The organism is Bacillus sp. MMSF_3353 (assembly GCF_030733445.1).
GTDB classification, from domain to species: Bacteria; Bacillota; Bacilli; order Bacillales; family Bacillaceae_G; genus Bacillus_A; species Bacillus_A wiedmannii.
Window position 1 is genome coordinate 469,873 of the sequence record NZ_JASHJA010000004.1, and the last position, 16,206, is coordinate 486,078.

Below are 16,206 nucleotides of genomic sequence, written 5' to 3' on the forward strand. Positions count from 1 at the left end.
CGCAATCTTATTAACTTTTCCTCACATATATACATTCTAATTTCACCTTCTCTTTTTACATAAAAACACATTACTACATATAAATAGTAATGTGTTTTTTATACGGAATCGTTAAACATTCCCTATTAATTTCACGCCTATACACTTACCTGCTTACGTACTGTCTCTCTCGCTAAAAGAAAACTCATAATCACTTGTGCAGCTACTCGACTCGTCATATCTCTGAAATCAAGGGTTGGATCAATTTCTACTATATCCATCCCTTGAACGAGCGGTTCTTTACCAAGAAATTCAATCGCATCAAGTAAAGTCGTACTATCCATACCGCCAGGACCAATTGCTGGACAACCTGGTGCAAATGCTTGATCTAGTACATCCATATCAAGAGAAATGTAAATAGAAGTCACGCCTTGCTTTCTTAATACTTCAATACTTTCTGTGATAATATCTTTGATTTGTCGCTCTCGTACATCTTTCATTGTATACACTGTCACGCCATGTTCTTTTGCATATTCATGGTACGCTCGTGCATTTGAAAAATTACGAATTCCGATTTGAACGAGTTGTTTTCCTGTAATGACATCATTTTCTAGTAAACTACGGAACGGTGTCCCATTTGATGGGCCACCATCATCTAAATTACGTAAATCATGATGGGCATCAAATTGAATAACGCCGACCTTCCCTTTACTATTTGCAAACCCTGTTATACTCGGAAAACTAATCGAATGGTCACCACCAAGAACGATTGGTATCATGTTCGGATTTACTTTCGTTACATGACCAACTGTTTTCGCAATTCGCTTATGACTTTCTTTTATATCCGTCACATGCATCGTAATATCGCCGCAATCATATAAGACACTTTCTTTCATATCATGTTCTTCTGTAATCGCGTACGTGCTATATGCATCTAACATTGAACGAATTGTTTTTGGTGCAAAACTTGCTCCTGAATGACTAATAGATGGTTTAGAAAGGGGTGCTCCAATTAAGGCAGCACCGAATATTTCCAAGCCTTCCTCCCAATCTTTAATCATCTCACTCCATTTCGTCACTTCACGATCGATAAACTTTGCATTTTTCTTTAAATAGTGGCCGTGCTCCACGATTGTTCACCTCTTGTATATGCGATATTACCATTTTTCCATACTGTATTTACATGACTTACGCCGTAATGATACGGTACGTAAGCATAATTGTAAGCATCCCATAGAACTAAATCTGCCTTGCGACCAACTCTAATTTTCCCAGCTACATCGCCACGATTAATTGCGTAAGAAGAGTTAACTGTTACTGCATTCCAAACTTCTTCTGGTGTCATTTTCAGCTTGAGCATTGCAATGCTCATAATAAGCTGAATGTTCTCAGTTGGACAACTACCTGGGTTAAAGTCTGTAGCCAAAGCAACCGCAACACCTTCATCAATCATTTTACGTCCACGAGCAAAGCTTTCTTTATTTAAATAGAAAGTTGTTCCTGGTAATAAAGTCGCTACTGTATTAGAGTTTGCAAGCATTTCAATTCCTTTATCAGAAGCGCCAACTAAATGGTCCGCTGATGCTGCACCAATTTCAGCCGCTGCTTCCGCGCCACCAAGAGGGTCAATTTCATCTGCATGAATTTTCACATCAAACCCAAGCTCTTTCGCTTTTAATAAAAACTCTTTTGACTCTTCAACAGAGAACACACCTGTTTCACAGAAAATATCAACGAATTCAGCTAATTGCTTCTCTTTCATTTCTGGTAGTAGGTCTAACATCCATTGTAAAAATTCTTTTGATCTACCTTTATACTCTTTCGGAACTGCATGAGCACCTAAAAATGTGGAAACTAAATCAATCGAGTGCTCTTTTTGTAATTGTGCAGTTGCCTCTAATTGTTTCCATTCCGTCTCATCATCTAATCCGTAACCACTCTTCGCTTCTACAGTTGTAACTCCGAAAGATAACATACGGTCTAAATGGAATTTCGCTTTTTGAACAAGTTCTTCTCTCGACGCCTGTTTCGTTGCATTTACAGTTGAAAGAATACCTCCGCCTTGTTCTAAAATTTCTAAGTACGGAACTCCTTGTAATTTTAGTGCGATTTCATTTTCACGAGATCCACCAAATACAAGGTGAGTATGCGGATCAACAAGACCAGGAGAAACCATTTTCCCGCCGCAATCAATAACTTCTTTCGCTTGTAATCCTTTAGCTTCTTCCGCTGTTCCAACGAAAGTAATTACGCCATTTTCAATTCCAACCGCACCGTTTTCGATAACAGGAAGCGTGTTCATCGCTTCCCGTCTTAACAAGCCATCTTCTTGATCCATTGTTAGTAATTGACCGATATTTATTAGTAAAGTGTCCAGCATGTTTTCTCCTCCTTATTTCATCATTGGAATGTTAACGCCTTTTTCTTTCGCAGTTTCCACAGCTAAGTCATATCCTGCATCAACGTGACGAACAACACCCATACCAGGATCAGAAGTTAATACGCGCTCAATACGTTTTGCTGCCGCTTCTGTTCCATCTGCAACGATAACCATTCCAGCGTGAAGTGAATAACCCATACCAACGCCACCACCGTGGTGAACAGACACCCAGCTCGCACCGTTTACACTATTAATTAATGCATTTAAAATTGGCCAATCGGCTACTGCGTCACTACCGTCTTTCATCGCTTCTGTTTCACGGTTTGGAGATGCTACTGATCCGCAATCTAAATGGTCACGGCCGATAACGATCGGTGCTGATAATTCACCATTTGCCACCATTTCATTAATGATGCGACCAAATTTCGCGCGCTCACCGTAACCTAACCAACAAATACGAGATGGAAGACCTTGGAACTCAACTTGCTGACGAGCCATACGAATCCAGTTACATAAATGCTCATTATCCGCAAACTCACGTAATATTACTTCGTCTGTTTTATAAATATCTTCTGGATCACCAGAAAGTGCTACCCAGCGGAATGGTCCTTTTCCTTCGCAGAATAATGGACGGATAAATGCTGGAACGAATCCTGGGAAATCGAATGCATTTTTCAAACCTTCATCGAAAGCAACTTGGCGAATGTTATTTCCATAATCAAATGTAATTGCGCCTTTTTCTTGCATAGCAAGCATTGCTTCTACATGTTTTGTCATGCTTTCTTTTGATAATTGTACGTAACGTTCTGGATCTTCTTCACGAAGTTTCGCTGCTTCTTCTAATGTGAAACCTACTGGAATATAACCGTTTAATGGATCATGAGCAGATGTTTGATCCGTAACTAAATCTGGCGTAATATTGCGCTTCACTAGTTCTGGTAAAATCTCTGCCGCATTTCCTAATAAACCAATTGAAATTGGTTCTTTCTTCTCTTTATACTCGTTCGCAACCGTTAATGCTTCTTCTAATGATTCTGTATACATATCACAGTATCTCTTTTCAATACGACGATCGATGCTGCGCTTATCAACATCAATAGCAATGACAACACCGCCGTTCATCGTTACAGCAAGAGGTTGTGCACCACCCATACCACCTAAGCCGGCAGTAAGTGTTAATGTACCTTTTAATGAACCATCGAAATGTTGACGTGCCGCTTCGCCAAACGTTTCATATGTTCCTTGTAAAATACCTTGTGTTCCAATGTAAATCCAGCTACCTGCTGTCATTTGTCCGTACATCATAAGACCTTTCTTCTCTAGTTCACGGAAGTGATCCCAGTTCGCCCATTTTGGTACTAAGTTTGAATTCGCTAAAAGAACGCGAGGTGCATCTTCATGCGATTTAAAGATTGCAACTGGTTTTCCTGATTGAACAAGTAATGTTTCATCGCTTTCTAACGTTTTTAATGAATCTACAATCGCATGGTAGCTTTCCCAGTTACGAGCTGCACGGCCAATTCCGCCATATACAACTAATTCTTCTGGTTTTTCAGCAACTTCAGGATCTAAATTGTTCATTAACATACGAAGTGCAGCTTCTTGAACCCACCCTTTCGTTTGTAATTCAGTACCTCTTGGCGCGCGAATTGTTTGTTTAACTTTTTCCATTTCAATCTCTCCCTTTTCTCATTTTATAGTGCCGCGTTTACATCTAATCTTTCTTTTATCGAATAATTCGTTTTTAACCAGTGCGTAATATTTTCAATATCCGTTGAGAATATGCGATCATTTGTAATAGAAGGTACTTGTTGACGGCCTTGATGGTAGAAGCTCTTCGTCACTGTACTCATGTTTTCAATACCGCGATATTCCGCTGCTTGCATCGCACAAATCATCTCAATTGAAAGAACACGTCTTACATTTTGAATAATTTGATGTGCATGGCGTGAAGCGATTGTTCCCATACTTACGTGATCTTCTTGGTTAGCTGATGACGGGATTGAATCAACACTCGCTGGATGTGCTAACGTTTTATTTTCAGAAACAAGTGACGCTGCAGCGTATTGCATAATCATTGCACCAGACTGAAGTCCTGGTTCTGGACTTAAAAATGGAGGTAAATCATTTAATTGCGGATTTACTAAACGCTCAATACGACGCTCTGAAATATTTGCAAGTTCCGCCATTCCTACTTTTAAGAAGTCCATCGCAAACGCAATCGGTTGACCATGGAAATTCCCACCCGAAATTACTTTTTCTCCGCCATCAAAGATTAGCGGATTATCTGTTGCTGCATTCATTTCAATTTCTAATTTTTCTTTCACATAATTTAAAACTTGCCAAGAAGCACCGTGTACTTGCGGGATACAGCGAAGTGAATATGCATCCTGTACTCGTAGTTCTCCTTGTTTTGTTGTTAATTTACTATCATGAAGGATGTTACGAATTCTGCTCGCTACTTCCACTTGCTCTTTATAACCACGCGCTTTATGAACATTTTCATCAAATGCATCAATAATGCCTTGTAATCCTTCAATTGTCATCGAAGCAATGAATTCAGCTTGATACGCCATTGCTTCTGCTTCTATATAAGAAAGAACTCCTTGCGCTGTCATCGCCTGCGTACCATTAATTAATGCAAGCCCTTCTTTCGCTTCAAGTTCAATCGGTTCAAGACCTTCTTCTGTAAGAGCAACCATCGCATGAACGCGTTTCCCCTTATAGAACACTTCACCTTCGCCTAATAATACAAGCGCAAGATGAGATAAAGGTGCTAAATCGCCACTCGCACCAAGTGACCCTTGTTGCGGAACGACTGGGTGAATTTTACGATTTACAAACTCAAGAAGCATATTTACAACAAGTGTTCTAACACCAGATACTCCTTTTAGCATCGTGTTCGCTCGTAAAATTAACATACCGCGTGATACTTCTTCAGGGAATGGATCACCTATACCACATGCATGTGACTGAATTAAATTGTGTTGAAGTGCCTTTACATCATCTTTTTGAATAAGCACATCACTGAACTTTCCAAATCCAGTTGTAATACCGTAAACGACTTTTCCGTCCTCTACAATTTTCTCAACAACTTCGCGGCACTCCGCCACCTTTTGCATACTATTTGGACAAGCTGTTACACCTTCCCCTTCAAGTAACAACCTCTTCATTTCTTCAATTGTCAATGTGTGTCCTGTTAACGTAATCATTCTTTTTCCTCCTTAAAAAGGCAAAAGGGGACCTTATCTTTTTAAGACAGACTTCTGTCCTAAAAAAGTAAGGCCCCCTTCTAACTAATAGACTATGGGCAAATCATATGTGATTAATTCCTAAACCAATCGCCTCATGCTCAGATCCTTTTACAGGTGCACCAATCGTTCCATATAATGCAACAGCAACCCATTCGCCTTCTTTTTTTCCGTCGTATGGTCTACCGCGCACAATCGCAAAGCGAAGTCCTACTGTACGAAGAACGTCTGCTAACTGAATTTGACCTCTCGTCACTCCGTACAAAGCTTCCATAATTGCATGATAAAGTGCATGTGTTTCTCTGTAAACATCTGTTTCAATAACTTGGGTGCTCTTAGCCGCTGTTTCCATTGCTGCTACAACTTTTTGCGAATTCATCGAACCCACTTTCCCCGTACAATACTTCCAACCTTTTGGAATAGATAATACAGGGCTTTCATTCTCATCCGCAAGTGCCAACAACATGGCCATACGACCAATTCGATGTGTTCCTTGAAGAAGCATGTGACTCTCTCATTTCTTTTAATTATTTGAATATTTCTTAATTTAAGAATATATGAAAACGGTTAAATCGTCAATAGTTTAAACTCACATTCGAACAATTTTTTCATCCCCTCCATTTGTGTACACAAATTATTTACACGAATTTTTCAGGCGTGCTATAGTCTCACTAACAGATGCAAAGGGGCGAGATTTCAATGAAGAAGCGAAAAGATATTCATTTTCGAATTGAAGAAAAATTACTTGAAAGGTTTGAAGCTGCACTCCATTACGAAGGTTTAAGGAAAACCGACGTATTAACACACGCGATTCAGCAATTTTGCACGAAGGTGGAATGTGAAAAAATGAATGATGTAAAACGCCAATATAACGTAAGCAACCATTTACAGACACGTATCGATACGCATAAACATTACGAAGAAAAACAAATGAATTTAGATGAACTCGTCATGGAACATTTACAACTTCAAGGAGAAGAAAAAATATTAGAGGTTGGGTGTGCTAATGGAAATTTTCTTTCCCTTTTACAAACTAACGGTCATAAAGGCCAACTAACCGGTTTTGATCAATCGAAAACGATGCTTTCTGAAGCTGCAATAAAGAATAGCATAATTGAATGGAGACTAGGTGATGCTGGTAAACTTCCTTTTGAAGCTAATTGCTATGACTGGGTCATCGCAAGACATATGTTATATCACATGAAAGATGTCGAAAAAACAGTTCAAGGATTCCATAAAGTAATTCGTCCCGGAGGCTCACTTTTAGCTACAACAAATTCTGACGTTACATTACCTCGTATAGTTGAAATGTGTAACCGCATGTTAGACGCATTTGATTTACCAAAAACAACATCATCAGTCACTCCATTTTGTTTAGAAAATGGTAAAGAGATATTACAGTCTGTTTTTCCAACTGTTGAAGAAACAGTTATTCATAATGCTCTCGTTTTTCATCATGCTACTCCGATTGTAAACTATATTTCTAGCATGTTTCCATCGCTAAATATACCTGATAATACATATCTTCACGCCGAAATGAAGGAATGGCTAAAAGAAGAAGTAGAAAATGAATTGTCACTTCATAACGGTATATGGCGCGACCCGAAAACGTTAGCCATTTATCGATGTAAAAAAGAAAAAAGCTAGCAAATGCTAGCTTTTATACATTCTCATGTAAAAGTTTCTCCAGCATCATATTGCCCTTACCACCGTAAAAATTTATATTATGTTCGTTCGCTACTCCAAAATAAGAAGCAACCGCTATTCCGAATGGTACAAATGCATGCCCCTGTGCTGTAATAATATTTGAGTGTCGCACAACTTCTTCATACACAAAATTTTCTACTGGAAAACAATCTAATTTTTTATAATCCATAGTCACTGTATACGAGATGTCTTTGAATAAGCCTGCTTTTGCTATCGCATACGGTCCAGCACAAATCGCAGCTACTAATTTTACTTTTTCAGAAAATTGGCGAATGACTGAAAAGAGAATATCTGCGTCTTTCATATGTACTGCGTCTCCCCCTGGAATCATAATCCCCTCATATTCATCTACACGCACTTCACTTAATTCTATATGCGGTTGTACTTGCAATCCTGTTTCACTTATAATCAACTCTTTTGTTAAGCCCGCAGTAATGATTTCATATTTCTTTTTCAACAATGCTGTTGCTACTGTAATTTCAAACTCCGCAAATGTTGGGTATACGAATAATAATATTTTTTTCATAGTCCTTTCTCCTTTAACCAGCCCATAAAATATGCTTCTAACTCATCCACTGTTAATGTATTCGTGTCCACATAAGTTACAGGAAATTGTTTATACCATTCTTTTTCAGTTTCTACTAATTTAAATAGTTCTTCAAATGTACTGCGGTTTCTTGTCCTATCATTATTTTTTCTATCATATACATTCTTTTTCGTAACATCTAAATAAAAAATTGCATCCGAACAGCATTCTCTTAATTTATACAATTCATCTTTTAATTCTGTTTCTATATCCCACTCTTTCCCTATCATTTTCGGATAAAAGAGTGTATAAAATTCAATATCTTCTGGTCCGCGATCAAAAATCACGACTGAATCTTTCACATTTTGAAACTCCTTTATTTTTGCTTCCATGAACATTTTTTGATTTATAATAAACCCTTCTTTTGAATTCATATCCAAATTTAATTGTTTTCTCTTTTCTACAATTGGATATGGATTTTCATATATAATTGAAAATCCACATCGCTCTAACCTTATAGCCAATGTTGTTTTCCCACTTGCCATCGGTCCTTGGAGTGAAATTACATATGCCATTCCTCTCATTCCCTTGCACTTTAGTACACCTATAATATACAGAATTTTGAAAACTATAAACAGAATATATATCATCTTGTTTCTTAATCTTATCTAACTTATAATAAAAATAGAGATTATGACGGACGCATCAATAATGTAAGCTTGGAAATCCAAGCTTACATTATTTTTTGCTTTCCCTTTTCTAATAAAAAGAGTATACTAATTTAGAACGTATGTTCTTAATGATTACATACAGTAAGGAGATAGAACAATGGTATACGATACAAAAGCAATTTCTTGGAATGAGTCTTTAAAACAACTTCAACGCCGCTATACAAACAAACAAGTTGATCGAAAAGAATTTGAAGATATTGAACTGATGGAATTCTTCCGCGATAACGACTACATTTCTTTACCTACACATATAAGCGGCCTATCAACAGCACGTTTTACTTCTTACTCTATTTTCACAACTGAAGATAAAGATCGTAAAGTTGGCACATTAATCATTGAATATGTAGAAGATGATAATAATAATTTATGTGTTGAACAACTATACTTTGTTTAAATGATAACGCTTGGTCAAATTGACCAGGCGTTCTTGCTTTCTATGAATATCACTGTTTATAATATGAATAAAAGAAAACCGCAATCATTAAGGGGGGATAAGCTTGCTCGAAGGATGGTTCAGTTGGTTCATAGTGCTATGGACTGTTATTTTATTAGGACTTATGTCTATCGGTGGATACTTTATGTTCAGAAAATTCCTAAAACGATTACCTAAAGAAGATGGTATGTCCATTTTAGATTGGGAAGAGCACTATATTAATAAAACTAGACATTTATGGGATGAAGAACAAAAACAATTGTTAGAAGAGCTCGTAAGTCCTGTTCCAGAACTATTTCGCGATGTTGCTAAATCAAAAATTGCTGGCAAAATCGGAGAACTGGCATTACAAGAAAAAGCCTCTCAAATTACACAAGATTTAATTATCAAAGGATATATTATTGCTACACCGAAGCGTGATCATAAATTTTTAGTAAAAAAACTACAAGAAAAAGAGATTGATTATTCAAACTATAAGTCTTTACTCGCAAAATAACTTCACATTATTTTCAATAAAAGAGACAGCGCCTTTGACGCTGTCTTTTTATTTTATACATATACAGTTTTTAAGTTAATTTCATATCTTTTTCATTATAAAAACCATCTTCTTTTTCCATTTCCTTCTGTAATTTCGTAAAGGAACGGTACATAGCAATTCTCCATGACACAATCATCGCGAACGCCAGTAAGAAGAACATGCCACTAAGTTGTCCTAAATCAAGAGATTGACTTAAGTATGTTTTAAATACAATCCGCACGACAAGTAATCCAATTAATATAAAAACAAATGCTTTTGAACGCTTCAAATAAATCTCTTGTCCTCTAATTTCAAATTTAGATGTTTTAATAAGAAAAATAGAGAAAAACAAACCGACGCCAATTGCTTCTAACATTTCTGCTGGAGTTAATCGAAATTCAGGAAAAACAAACATCAACGCTCCCGTGCTCATAAAAAATGGTGGGAGTATAATTTTTTTCAATGTTGCCGGTTTCTTAGCTGCTTTTAAACGAATAAACATCGCACCAACAGCCATACAAACAGCAACGATACTGGATAAAACAACTATGTTCATATTTTCTCATCCTTTTTTGTGGCTATATGCAAAATATACTTTCATTATATGCTTTTCCGTTAGTATTTCCAACATTTTCACAGAATAATACTAAAAACCGGTAAAACCACCAAATAAACTTGAGAAATATACGATAATTTTCGTCATCCAGTTGAAATATAGGAAGATACCCATGACAATCATAACATATCCTCCAATCTTCATGAATTTCATACTATTTCTTTTAATCCAAGACATTTTCGTAATAAAGAATGATAGTACGAAAAATGGGATAGCAAACCCAAGTATGTATGCTATCATATAAATCATTGCTGATTCTGGATTTGTTGCAGCTAATCCAATTACAGACACTAAAATAGGTCCAGTACATGGTGTCCATCCTGCAGCAAAGGCCAACCCAATTAGAACGGATCCCAAATAGCCACTCGGACGATTTTTAAACGTAAATTTACGGTCTTGCATTAAAAACTTTGGCTTAAACACACCGACAATAATAAGACCGAACACGATGATAAATATACCACCTAACTGTCTAATTAAATCTTTATAATTTGTAAAGATGCCTCCAATAAAACTTGTACCAAATCCAATTGCAATAAATATAATTGAAAATCCAAGTAAGAAAAACGCTGTATGTATCATACTTCTTTTGCGAAGCATTGCATTTTCTTCTTTCAACTCAGAAACCGACATACCTGTTATGTACGATAAAAATGCCGGATAAAGCGGTAAGCAACATGGGGAAATAAATGATAAAAATCCAGCGCCAAACGCTAAAAAAATACTAATATCTTGCATGATTCCACTCCTCTCCTTACATATTGTAGCAAAAACACATAAAAATACTATGAACAATTCGTGAACTCACTTTAACAACGTGATAATAAGAAAAACTACCCTTACAAACAGTTTCTAATAAAACGTTTTCATTTCCTTCTATTATATAGAACAATCTTAATTGGACTAAGAAACTTCTCTAATTGTTATTAACATAACAAAGGTAACATAGTTTCTCAAATGATTAGCACACTATAATGGACTACCCTTCTATATCCCTAAAAAATATTTTTTTCAAATGCTGTCTTTATACAATACGAAGCTGATTTTACAATACTTTTATTATTACTAATTTCAAGATTATGCATAAATATCATACTTTTATTATTATTCTATAAAATGTCACACTTTTCTTTTATTTGACCCTTTATTTTTAATTTTGTATACTTCCCTCTAGTTATATATGTCCGTTAGGAACAATTTCATATAGATGGGAGGAATTTTTCATGCTTCGTTATTCTCTTTTAGTTTTATTAGGAGCGTGTAGTTATGGGATTTTAGCTATTTTCGTTAAACTTGCCTATGCAGAAGGATTTTCACTTGGAGAGGTAATTGGCAGCCAATATTTGTTCGGTTGGATTATTTTGCTTGCTATTACTCTTCTATTTTCTAGACATCGTGTTCCATTAAAACAAGCGTTAATTTTATTCGTTGCAGGTACATCTGCAAGTTTTACTGGAATTTTTTATTATGCTTCATTAAAAACTGTACCAGCATCTATTGCAATTATACTTTTATTCCAATTCGTTTGGGTCGGAATTATTATTGAAGCAGTCGCAACAAAAACATTACCTTCAAGAGAAAAGGTTATTTCCGTTATTTTCTTACTTGCAGGTACATTTTTATCAAGTGGTTTACTAGAAAAATCAGCAGGTGATTTCGATATGACTGGAATCATACTAGGTTTATTATCTGCTGTTACATTCGCAACATACATTTTCGTGAGCGGAAAAGTTGCTGTTGAAGTACCTTCATTACCGCGCGGTGTTCTCTTAATGACTGGCGCTTTAACTTTAGTAATGATCGTATTCCCGCCAACATTTATTTTTAGCGGTGCAATTTCTGAAGGACTTTGGAAATACGGTTTAGGATTAGGAACATTTAGTATCGTCATTCCTTCTATCGCCTTTACAATCGGTATTCCAAAGATCGGTTCTGGCTTAGCGACTATTCTTGGTGCAGCAGAACTACCAGTTACAACAATTATGTCTGTATTCGTTTTAAAAGAAGCGGTGCTATCTTCACAATGGATCGGTGTATCACTTATTTTAATCGGTATTGCAATCCCGCAAATTGCCTATGCAATGCGTGGGCGTTATCATAAACATCATACACACAAAAAATTGGCAGCATAAAACGAGAGAGGATTTTCATTTGAGAATCCTCTCTTTTCTTATTGTATAATTAATGTAAATACATTAATTAAGAAAGAAGGCATTATACGTGGCAGCAAATCTAGAGCAATTAACTGAGATGCTAATTTCTATTCGTCGAAATTTACATGAGCATCCAGAATTATCATACGAAGAATTTGAAACGACGAAGACTATAAAAAATTGGTTAGAAGAGAAAAACATTACGATTATAAATTCTAGTTTAGAAACAGGCGTTATTGCTGAAATTTCAGGGAATAATAGCGGACCAATTATAGCAATCCGTGCTGATATTGATGCCCTTCCTATTCAAGAAGAAACACATTTACCGTACGCTTCAAAAATTCCCGGTAAAATGCATGCTTGTGGGCATGATTTTCATACAGCTGCTATTATAGGTGCCGCTTATTTATTAAAAGAAAAAGAATCTTCTCTTAGCGGAACTGTACGCTTTATATTCCAACCAGCTGAAGAAAGTAGCAATGGTGCTCGCAAAATAATTGAAGCCGGGCATTTACATGGCGTGCAAGCTATTTTCGGTATGCATAATAAACCTGATTTACCAGTAGGTACAATCGGTATTAAAGATGGTCCACTGATGGCCGGGGTCGATCGATTTGAAATTAAAATTCACGGAGTTGGTACACATGCAGCTGTACCTGATGCTGGGGTAGACCCTATTGTCGCGTCCTCTCAAATCGTGATGGCACTCCAAACAATTGTAAGCCGAAATATAAGCTCTTCACATAATGCCGTCGTCAGTGTCACAAACATCCATTCAGGAAATACGTGGAACGTAATTCCTGAAAAAGCAACGCTGGAAGGAACTGTACGTACATTCCAAACTGAAACACGTGAAAAGATTCCTGCACTAATGAAACGTATTATTCAAGGAGTTTCTGATGCATTAGGTGTAAAAACAGAATTTCGTTTTTATGCAGGTCCTCCTGCTGTTCATAACGATACATCTTTAACAAACTTATCCTCTCAAGTTGCTGAAAAAATGAATTTAAATATCATCTCTCCTACCCCGTCAATGGCCGGAGAAGATTTTTCTTTTTATCAACAAGAAATACCTGGTTCATTCGTTTTTATGGGAACGAGTGGTACACATGAATGGCATCATCCAGCTTTTACAGTAGATGAGCAAGCATTACCTATAAGTGCAGAATACTTCGCTTTGTTAGCTGAAAAAGCACTTAAACAATTTGCATAAAAAAGGAGCCGTTAAGAAATACTTAACGGCTCCTTTTTTAAGTTAAATCGCGTTTTAAAAATACTGTATAGGAAATGCTTAAAAATACAAATAAATATAGTAATAACATACATGAAGCAAACGGGAATGTTACTCCATCAATAAAACTTCCATTCTTTGAAATACTGTATAAATCTGTGTTTGCTGGCAATAAATATTTCGCCCAATCATATCTAGTCGCTGCTAATAATGCAATATTTCCTGATAAAGCAAGAAATAGTGAAATACCAATCGCGCCTCCACTAGATCTTGTTAATACAGAAATCATAAATGCAAACGCTGCGTACACAATCGTCGGCAACCACGATAAGATATAATACTTACTAGCTTCCACAAAAATATTTTGTTTTATAATATTTCCATCTTGGAAAATAAGCTCGCTCCATGCAGGCTGTTGGAATTTATAAATAACAAGTCCACATAAAGTGGAGAAAATCATATTAAATATAAACAATAACGCTGCAAATATCACAATTGCTAAAAATTTAGCTGTCAAAATTTTAAATCGACTCGCTGGTCGTATCGTTAAAAATTTATATGTTCCCCAGCTATATTCATTCGCAAAAATTGTACTTGCATACACGAGGATAAATGGGAGCAATATTGGAAATACGATAAAACCTGTATCTCTCATGAAAGAAAGCGGAGAACTGCTTGCCGGTGCTGTATCTGTATCTAAATGCTTCATCTTAAGCTGATATTCCTTTACAAGCTCGTCCCCAGATCGTTCTGCTAATATAGCTTCTTTTTTCATACCTAGCTTTTTCTCTATTTCTACAGTTCGTTCTGTATAATCGGCTTTCCATCCTTTTGTTTCCGGTTCTAAATACTTTACCGTAACCCACCCTAATCCAATTATTAATACTGCAATAACTGCAAAGGGAATAATCGTTCGCTTTCGCTTAAATATTTTATACAGTTCGTTATACACTAAATTAAACAATATCTTTTCCCCCTGTTAATTCTAAAAATTGCTCTTCTAACGTTTTTCTTTCTTCATATACACGATACACTTGAATATTTTTCTCAAGCAATATACGAATAACATTTGGGATTTCTTCATCTTTTACATGAATAAGTAGATCATTACCTTTTATTAAAACATCTTGGTCTAACATTTCTGCTGCTTTATTCGCATCATCTACACGTATACGGATTGTCTCCATCTCTTCTCTTTGATTATGCTGAATATTTTGCGTCGCCACATATTCTCCATGCTGAATAATGATAACTCTATCACACATTAATTCAACTTCTGAAAGTAAGTGACTAGATACAAGTACCGCTTTCCCTTGTTCATGTGCAATTTTCTTTATGTACATTCTCATTTCATGTATTCCACTAGGATCTAATCCATTCGTTGGTTCATCTAATATTAATACATCTGGATCGTGAATAAGCGCTTGAGCAATTCCTAAACGTTGTCTCATGCCGAGTGAATATGCTTTTACTTTTCGGTCAATTACTTGTCCCATCCCTAACAATTTCACTACTTCATCGATACGTTCTTCCGTCACGTTACCATTCATTCGTCCGAAATATGTTAAATTTTCATAGCCGCTCAAAAAAGGATAAAATTCCGGTGTCTCAATTACTGCTCCAATTTTCGCAGCAGTACTTTCAAATTGCTTTTTTACAGATTGACCGTCAATCCAAACTTCACCCTCTGTCATACGAATCATGCCGACCATCATTCTCATTAAAGTCGTTTTTCCAGCACCATTTGGTCCGAGCAAGCCAACTACTTCACCCTTTTTAACTTCGAAACTAATATTTTCTACAAGTGTCTTTGAACCGATTCGCTTCGTTAACCGCTCAACCTTTACAATTGATTGTTCATTTGTCATACTATACAACCTTTCCTTCCCATTCTTTGTCAGGTCTTTACACTTTAACATGATTATTTTTATGTGTAAAATAAGAAAAGGCATGATTTCTCATGCCTTTTCCTTAAATTAAAACGAATTTTAATCTTGTAAACTTTGAACAAATCGAAAACATTGCATCATCGATAATAGGACGACCACAATCATAATTATACTAACAACTACTATTGCATATATTGTAATCGGTGCACTATTTATCCCTTGTATTCCTGCTATTTTCATAAAGATAATCGTAAATAATTTCAAAAATAACATCCCATTCACTAATCCAAAAACAAACGCTGCTCCATAAATAAATAATTGCTCCTGACATAATAAACATAGTACGTCATTTCTCTTCCTACTCTCTGCTACATAAGATTTAATTTCCTCTTTCCTCACTTGCAGAAGAGAAAACGTTATTTTATATGTAGTAAAAATACAAATAAAAATGAATACAATAAACAGCATGTAAAAGCTCATTTGAAATAAAAGTGTAGTCTCTAATTTCCCAATAGCTCCTTCATTAAATTGGAGCGATATCATAAAAAATAAAATCATAGTACTCATAGCAACCCACATGAATTGCTTCATCCTTTTGGCAGCAAATGTTCTTATATTTTTTCTCACTAACTGACATAAAGACATATGTTCTTCCCCTACCTTACTTCATACCATACTCATTCTATACTACTAGTGTATAAAAATATGACATTTTAAACATCGCACTACAATCTGAATTTTTTCTAAGTCTTTAGTCCTAGAAAATAAAATGGAAAATAAATCATATTCAGAA

Annotated in this window: 18 protein-coding genes; 5 read left to right on the forward strand and 13 right to left on the reverse strand. The window is 36.0% G+C overall.

All coding sequences use genetic code 11. From position 1 onward, the window contains the following. Positions 1 to 137 precede the first annotated feature (137 nt). The 5 genes from hutG to hutP all read right to left on the reverse strand — a co-directional run bounded on the left by hutG (position 138) and on the right by hutP (position 6,115). The gene (hutG, locus tag RBB48_RS13215) at positions 138 to 1,109 is read right to left on the reverse strand and encodes a formimidoylglutamase (protein WP_097889928.1); all 972 of its coding nucleotides are present in this window, start codon (positions 1,107 to 1,109) and stop codon (positions 138 to 140) included. Beyond that, a complete protein-coding gene (hutI, locus tag RBB48_RS13220; RefSeq protein WP_097889929.1) occupies positions 1,088 to 2,359 on the reverse strand; it encodes an imidazolonepropionase in 1,272 nt (423 codons plus the stop codon). Before hutI ends, hutG begins: the two co-directional genes overlap by 22 nt. A 12-nt stretch (positions 2,360 to 2,371) precedes the next feature. After that, positions 2,372 to 4,030 (reverse strand): urocanate hydratase, encoded by a 1,659-nt coding sequence (gene hutU, locus RBB48_RS13225; RefSeq protein WP_000416700.1) that lies wholly within the window; start codon positions 4,028 to 4,030, stop codon positions 2,372 to 2,374. A 23-nt stretch (positions 4,031 to 4,053) separates the two neighbouring features. Continuing rightward, positions 4,054 to 5,571 carry a histidine ammonia-lyase gene (hutH, locus tag RBB48_RS13230; protein ID WP_306007746.1) on the reverse strand — a complete coding sequence of 506 codons (1,518 nt, stop codon included), beginning with the start codon at positions 5,569 to 5,571 and terminating at the stop codon, positions 4,054 to 4,056. Positions 5,572 to 5,674: 103 nt separating this feature from the next. Further along, entirely contained in the window at positions 5,675 to 6,115 is a 441-nt protein-coding gene (gene hutP, locus RBB48_RS13235; RefSeq protein ID WP_000926520.1) for a histidine utilization transcription antiterminator HutP, read from the reverse strand. A 194-nt stretch (positions 6,116 to 6,309) separates the two neighbouring features. Between hutP and RBB48_RS13240 the strand changes: the two genes are divergently transcribed. After that, complete coding sequence (locus RBB48_RS13240; protein ID WP_141542802.1) at positions 6,310 to 7,257, forward strand: class I SAM-dependent methyltransferase; 948 nt, start codon at positions 6,310 to 6,312, stop codon at positions 7,255 to 7,257. A 13-nt stretch (positions 7,258 to 7,270) separates the two neighbouring features. On the opposite strand, the gene RBB48_RS13245 is transcribed toward RBB48_RS13240, so the two are convergent. Together RBB48_RS13245 and RBB48_RS13250 are read right to left on the reverse strand one after the other, a co-directional pair. Continuing rightward, positions 7,271 to 7,843 (reverse strand): DJ-1/PfpI family protein, encoded by a 573-nt coding sequence (locus RBB48_RS13245; RefSeq protein WP_088608927.1) that lies wholly within the window; start codon positions 7,841 to 7,843, stop codon positions 7,271 to 7,273. After that, positions 7,840 to 8,418 carry an AAA family ATPase gene (locus RBB48_RS13250; RefSeq protein WP_097889932.1) on the reverse strand — a complete coding sequence of 193 codons (579 nt, stop codon included), beginning with the start codon at positions 8,416 to 8,418 and terminating at the stop codon, positions 7,840 to 7,842. Before RBB48_RS13250 ends, RBB48_RS13245 begins: the two co-directional genes overlap by 4 nt. A gap of 253 nt (positions 8,419 to 8,671) precedes the next feature. Between RBB48_RS13250 and RBB48_RS13255 the strand changes: the two genes are divergently transcribed. Both RBB48_RS13255 and RBB48_RS13260 read left to right on the forward strand, forming a co-directional pair. Next, the gene (locus RBB48_RS13255) at positions 8,672 to 8,968 is read left to right on the forward strand and encodes a hypothetical protein (protein ID WP_000262403.1); all 297 of its coding nucleotides are present in this window, start codon (positions 8,672 to 8,674) and stop codon (positions 8,966 to 8,968) included. Between the two features lie 103 nt (positions 8,969 to 9,071). Further along, positions 9,072 to 9,503 (forward strand): DUF2621 domain-containing protein, encoded by a 432-nt coding sequence (locus RBB48_RS13260; protein WP_000889390.1) that lies wholly within the window; start codon positions 9,072 to 9,074, stop codon positions 9,501 to 9,503. Between the two features lie 70 nt (positions 9,504 to 9,573). Here RBB48_RS13260 and RBB48_RS13265 read toward each other — a convergent pair whose 3' ends face one another. The 3 genes from RBB48_RS13265 to RBB48_RS31680 form a co-directional block, all read right to left on the reverse strand. Beyond that, positions 9,574 to 10,080, reverse strand: a complete 507-nt coding sequence (locus RBB48_RS13265; protein ID WP_001028637.1) for a CcdC family protein — start codon at positions 10,078 to 10,080, stop codon at positions 9,574 to 9,576. Positions 10,081 to 10,170: 90 nt separating this feature from the next. Continuing rightward, a complete protein-coding gene (gene ccdA / locus RBB48_RS13270) occupies positions 10,171 to 10,878 on the reverse strand; it encodes a cytochrome c-type biogenesis protein CcdA (protein ID WP_001152685.1) in 708 nt (235 codons plus the stop codon). Between the two features lie 16 nt (positions 10,879 to 10,894). Further along, on the reverse strand, positions 10,895 to 11,032 hold the full coding sequence (locus RBB48_RS31680; RefSeq protein WP_079999649.1) for a peptidase T: 138 nt from the start codon (positions 11,030 to 11,032) through the stop codon (positions 10,895 to 10,897). 331 nt (positions 11,033 to 11,363) lie between these two features. On the opposite strand from RBB48_RS31680, the gene RBB48_RS13275 reads away from it, so the two are divergent. Beyond that, positions 11,364 to 12,272: an EamA family transporter gene (locus RBB48_RS13275; RefSeq protein ID WP_087982059.1), complete on the forward strand. Its 909-nt coding sequence runs from the start codon at positions 11,364 to 11,366 to the stop codon at positions 12,270 to 12,272. 88 nt (positions 12,273 to 12,360) lie between these two features. Beyond that, positions 12,361 to 13,506, forward strand: coding sequence for a M20 peptidase aminoacylase family protein (locus RBB48_RS13280; RefSeq protein WP_097889933.1), 1,146 nt, complete (start codon positions 12,361 to 12,363; stop codon positions 13,504 to 13,506). A 37-nt stretch (positions 13,507 to 13,543) separates the two neighbouring features. Here RBB48_RS13280 and RBB48_RS13285 read toward each other — a convergent pair whose 3' ends face one another. The 3 genes from RBB48_RS13285 to RBB48_RS13295 all read right to left on the reverse strand — a co-directional run bounded on the left by RBB48_RS13285 (position 13,544) and on the right by RBB48_RS13295 (position 16,058). Continuing rightward, positions 13,544 to 14,488 carry an ABC transporter permease gene (locus RBB48_RS13285; RefSeq protein ID WP_000482782.1) on the reverse strand — a complete coding sequence of 315 codons (945 nt, stop codon included), beginning with the start codon at positions 14,486 to 14,488 and terminating at the stop codon, positions 13,544 to 13,546. Beyond that, a complete protein-coding gene (locus RBB48_RS13290; RefSeq protein WP_142293479.1) occupies positions 14,481 to 15,392 on the reverse strand; it encodes an ABC transporter ATP-binding protein in 912 nt (303 codons plus the stop codon). Before RBB48_RS13290 ends, RBB48_RS13285 begins: the two co-directional genes overlap by 8 nt. A 120-nt stretch (positions 15,393 to 15,512) precedes the next feature. Beyond that, positions 15,513 to 16,058: an ABC transporter permease gene (locus RBB48_RS13295; protein ID WP_097889936.1), complete on the reverse strand. Its 546-nt coding sequence runs from the start codon at positions 16,056 to 16,058 to the stop codon at positions 15,513 to 15,515. Positions 16,059 to 16,206: the final 148 nt, after the last annotated feature.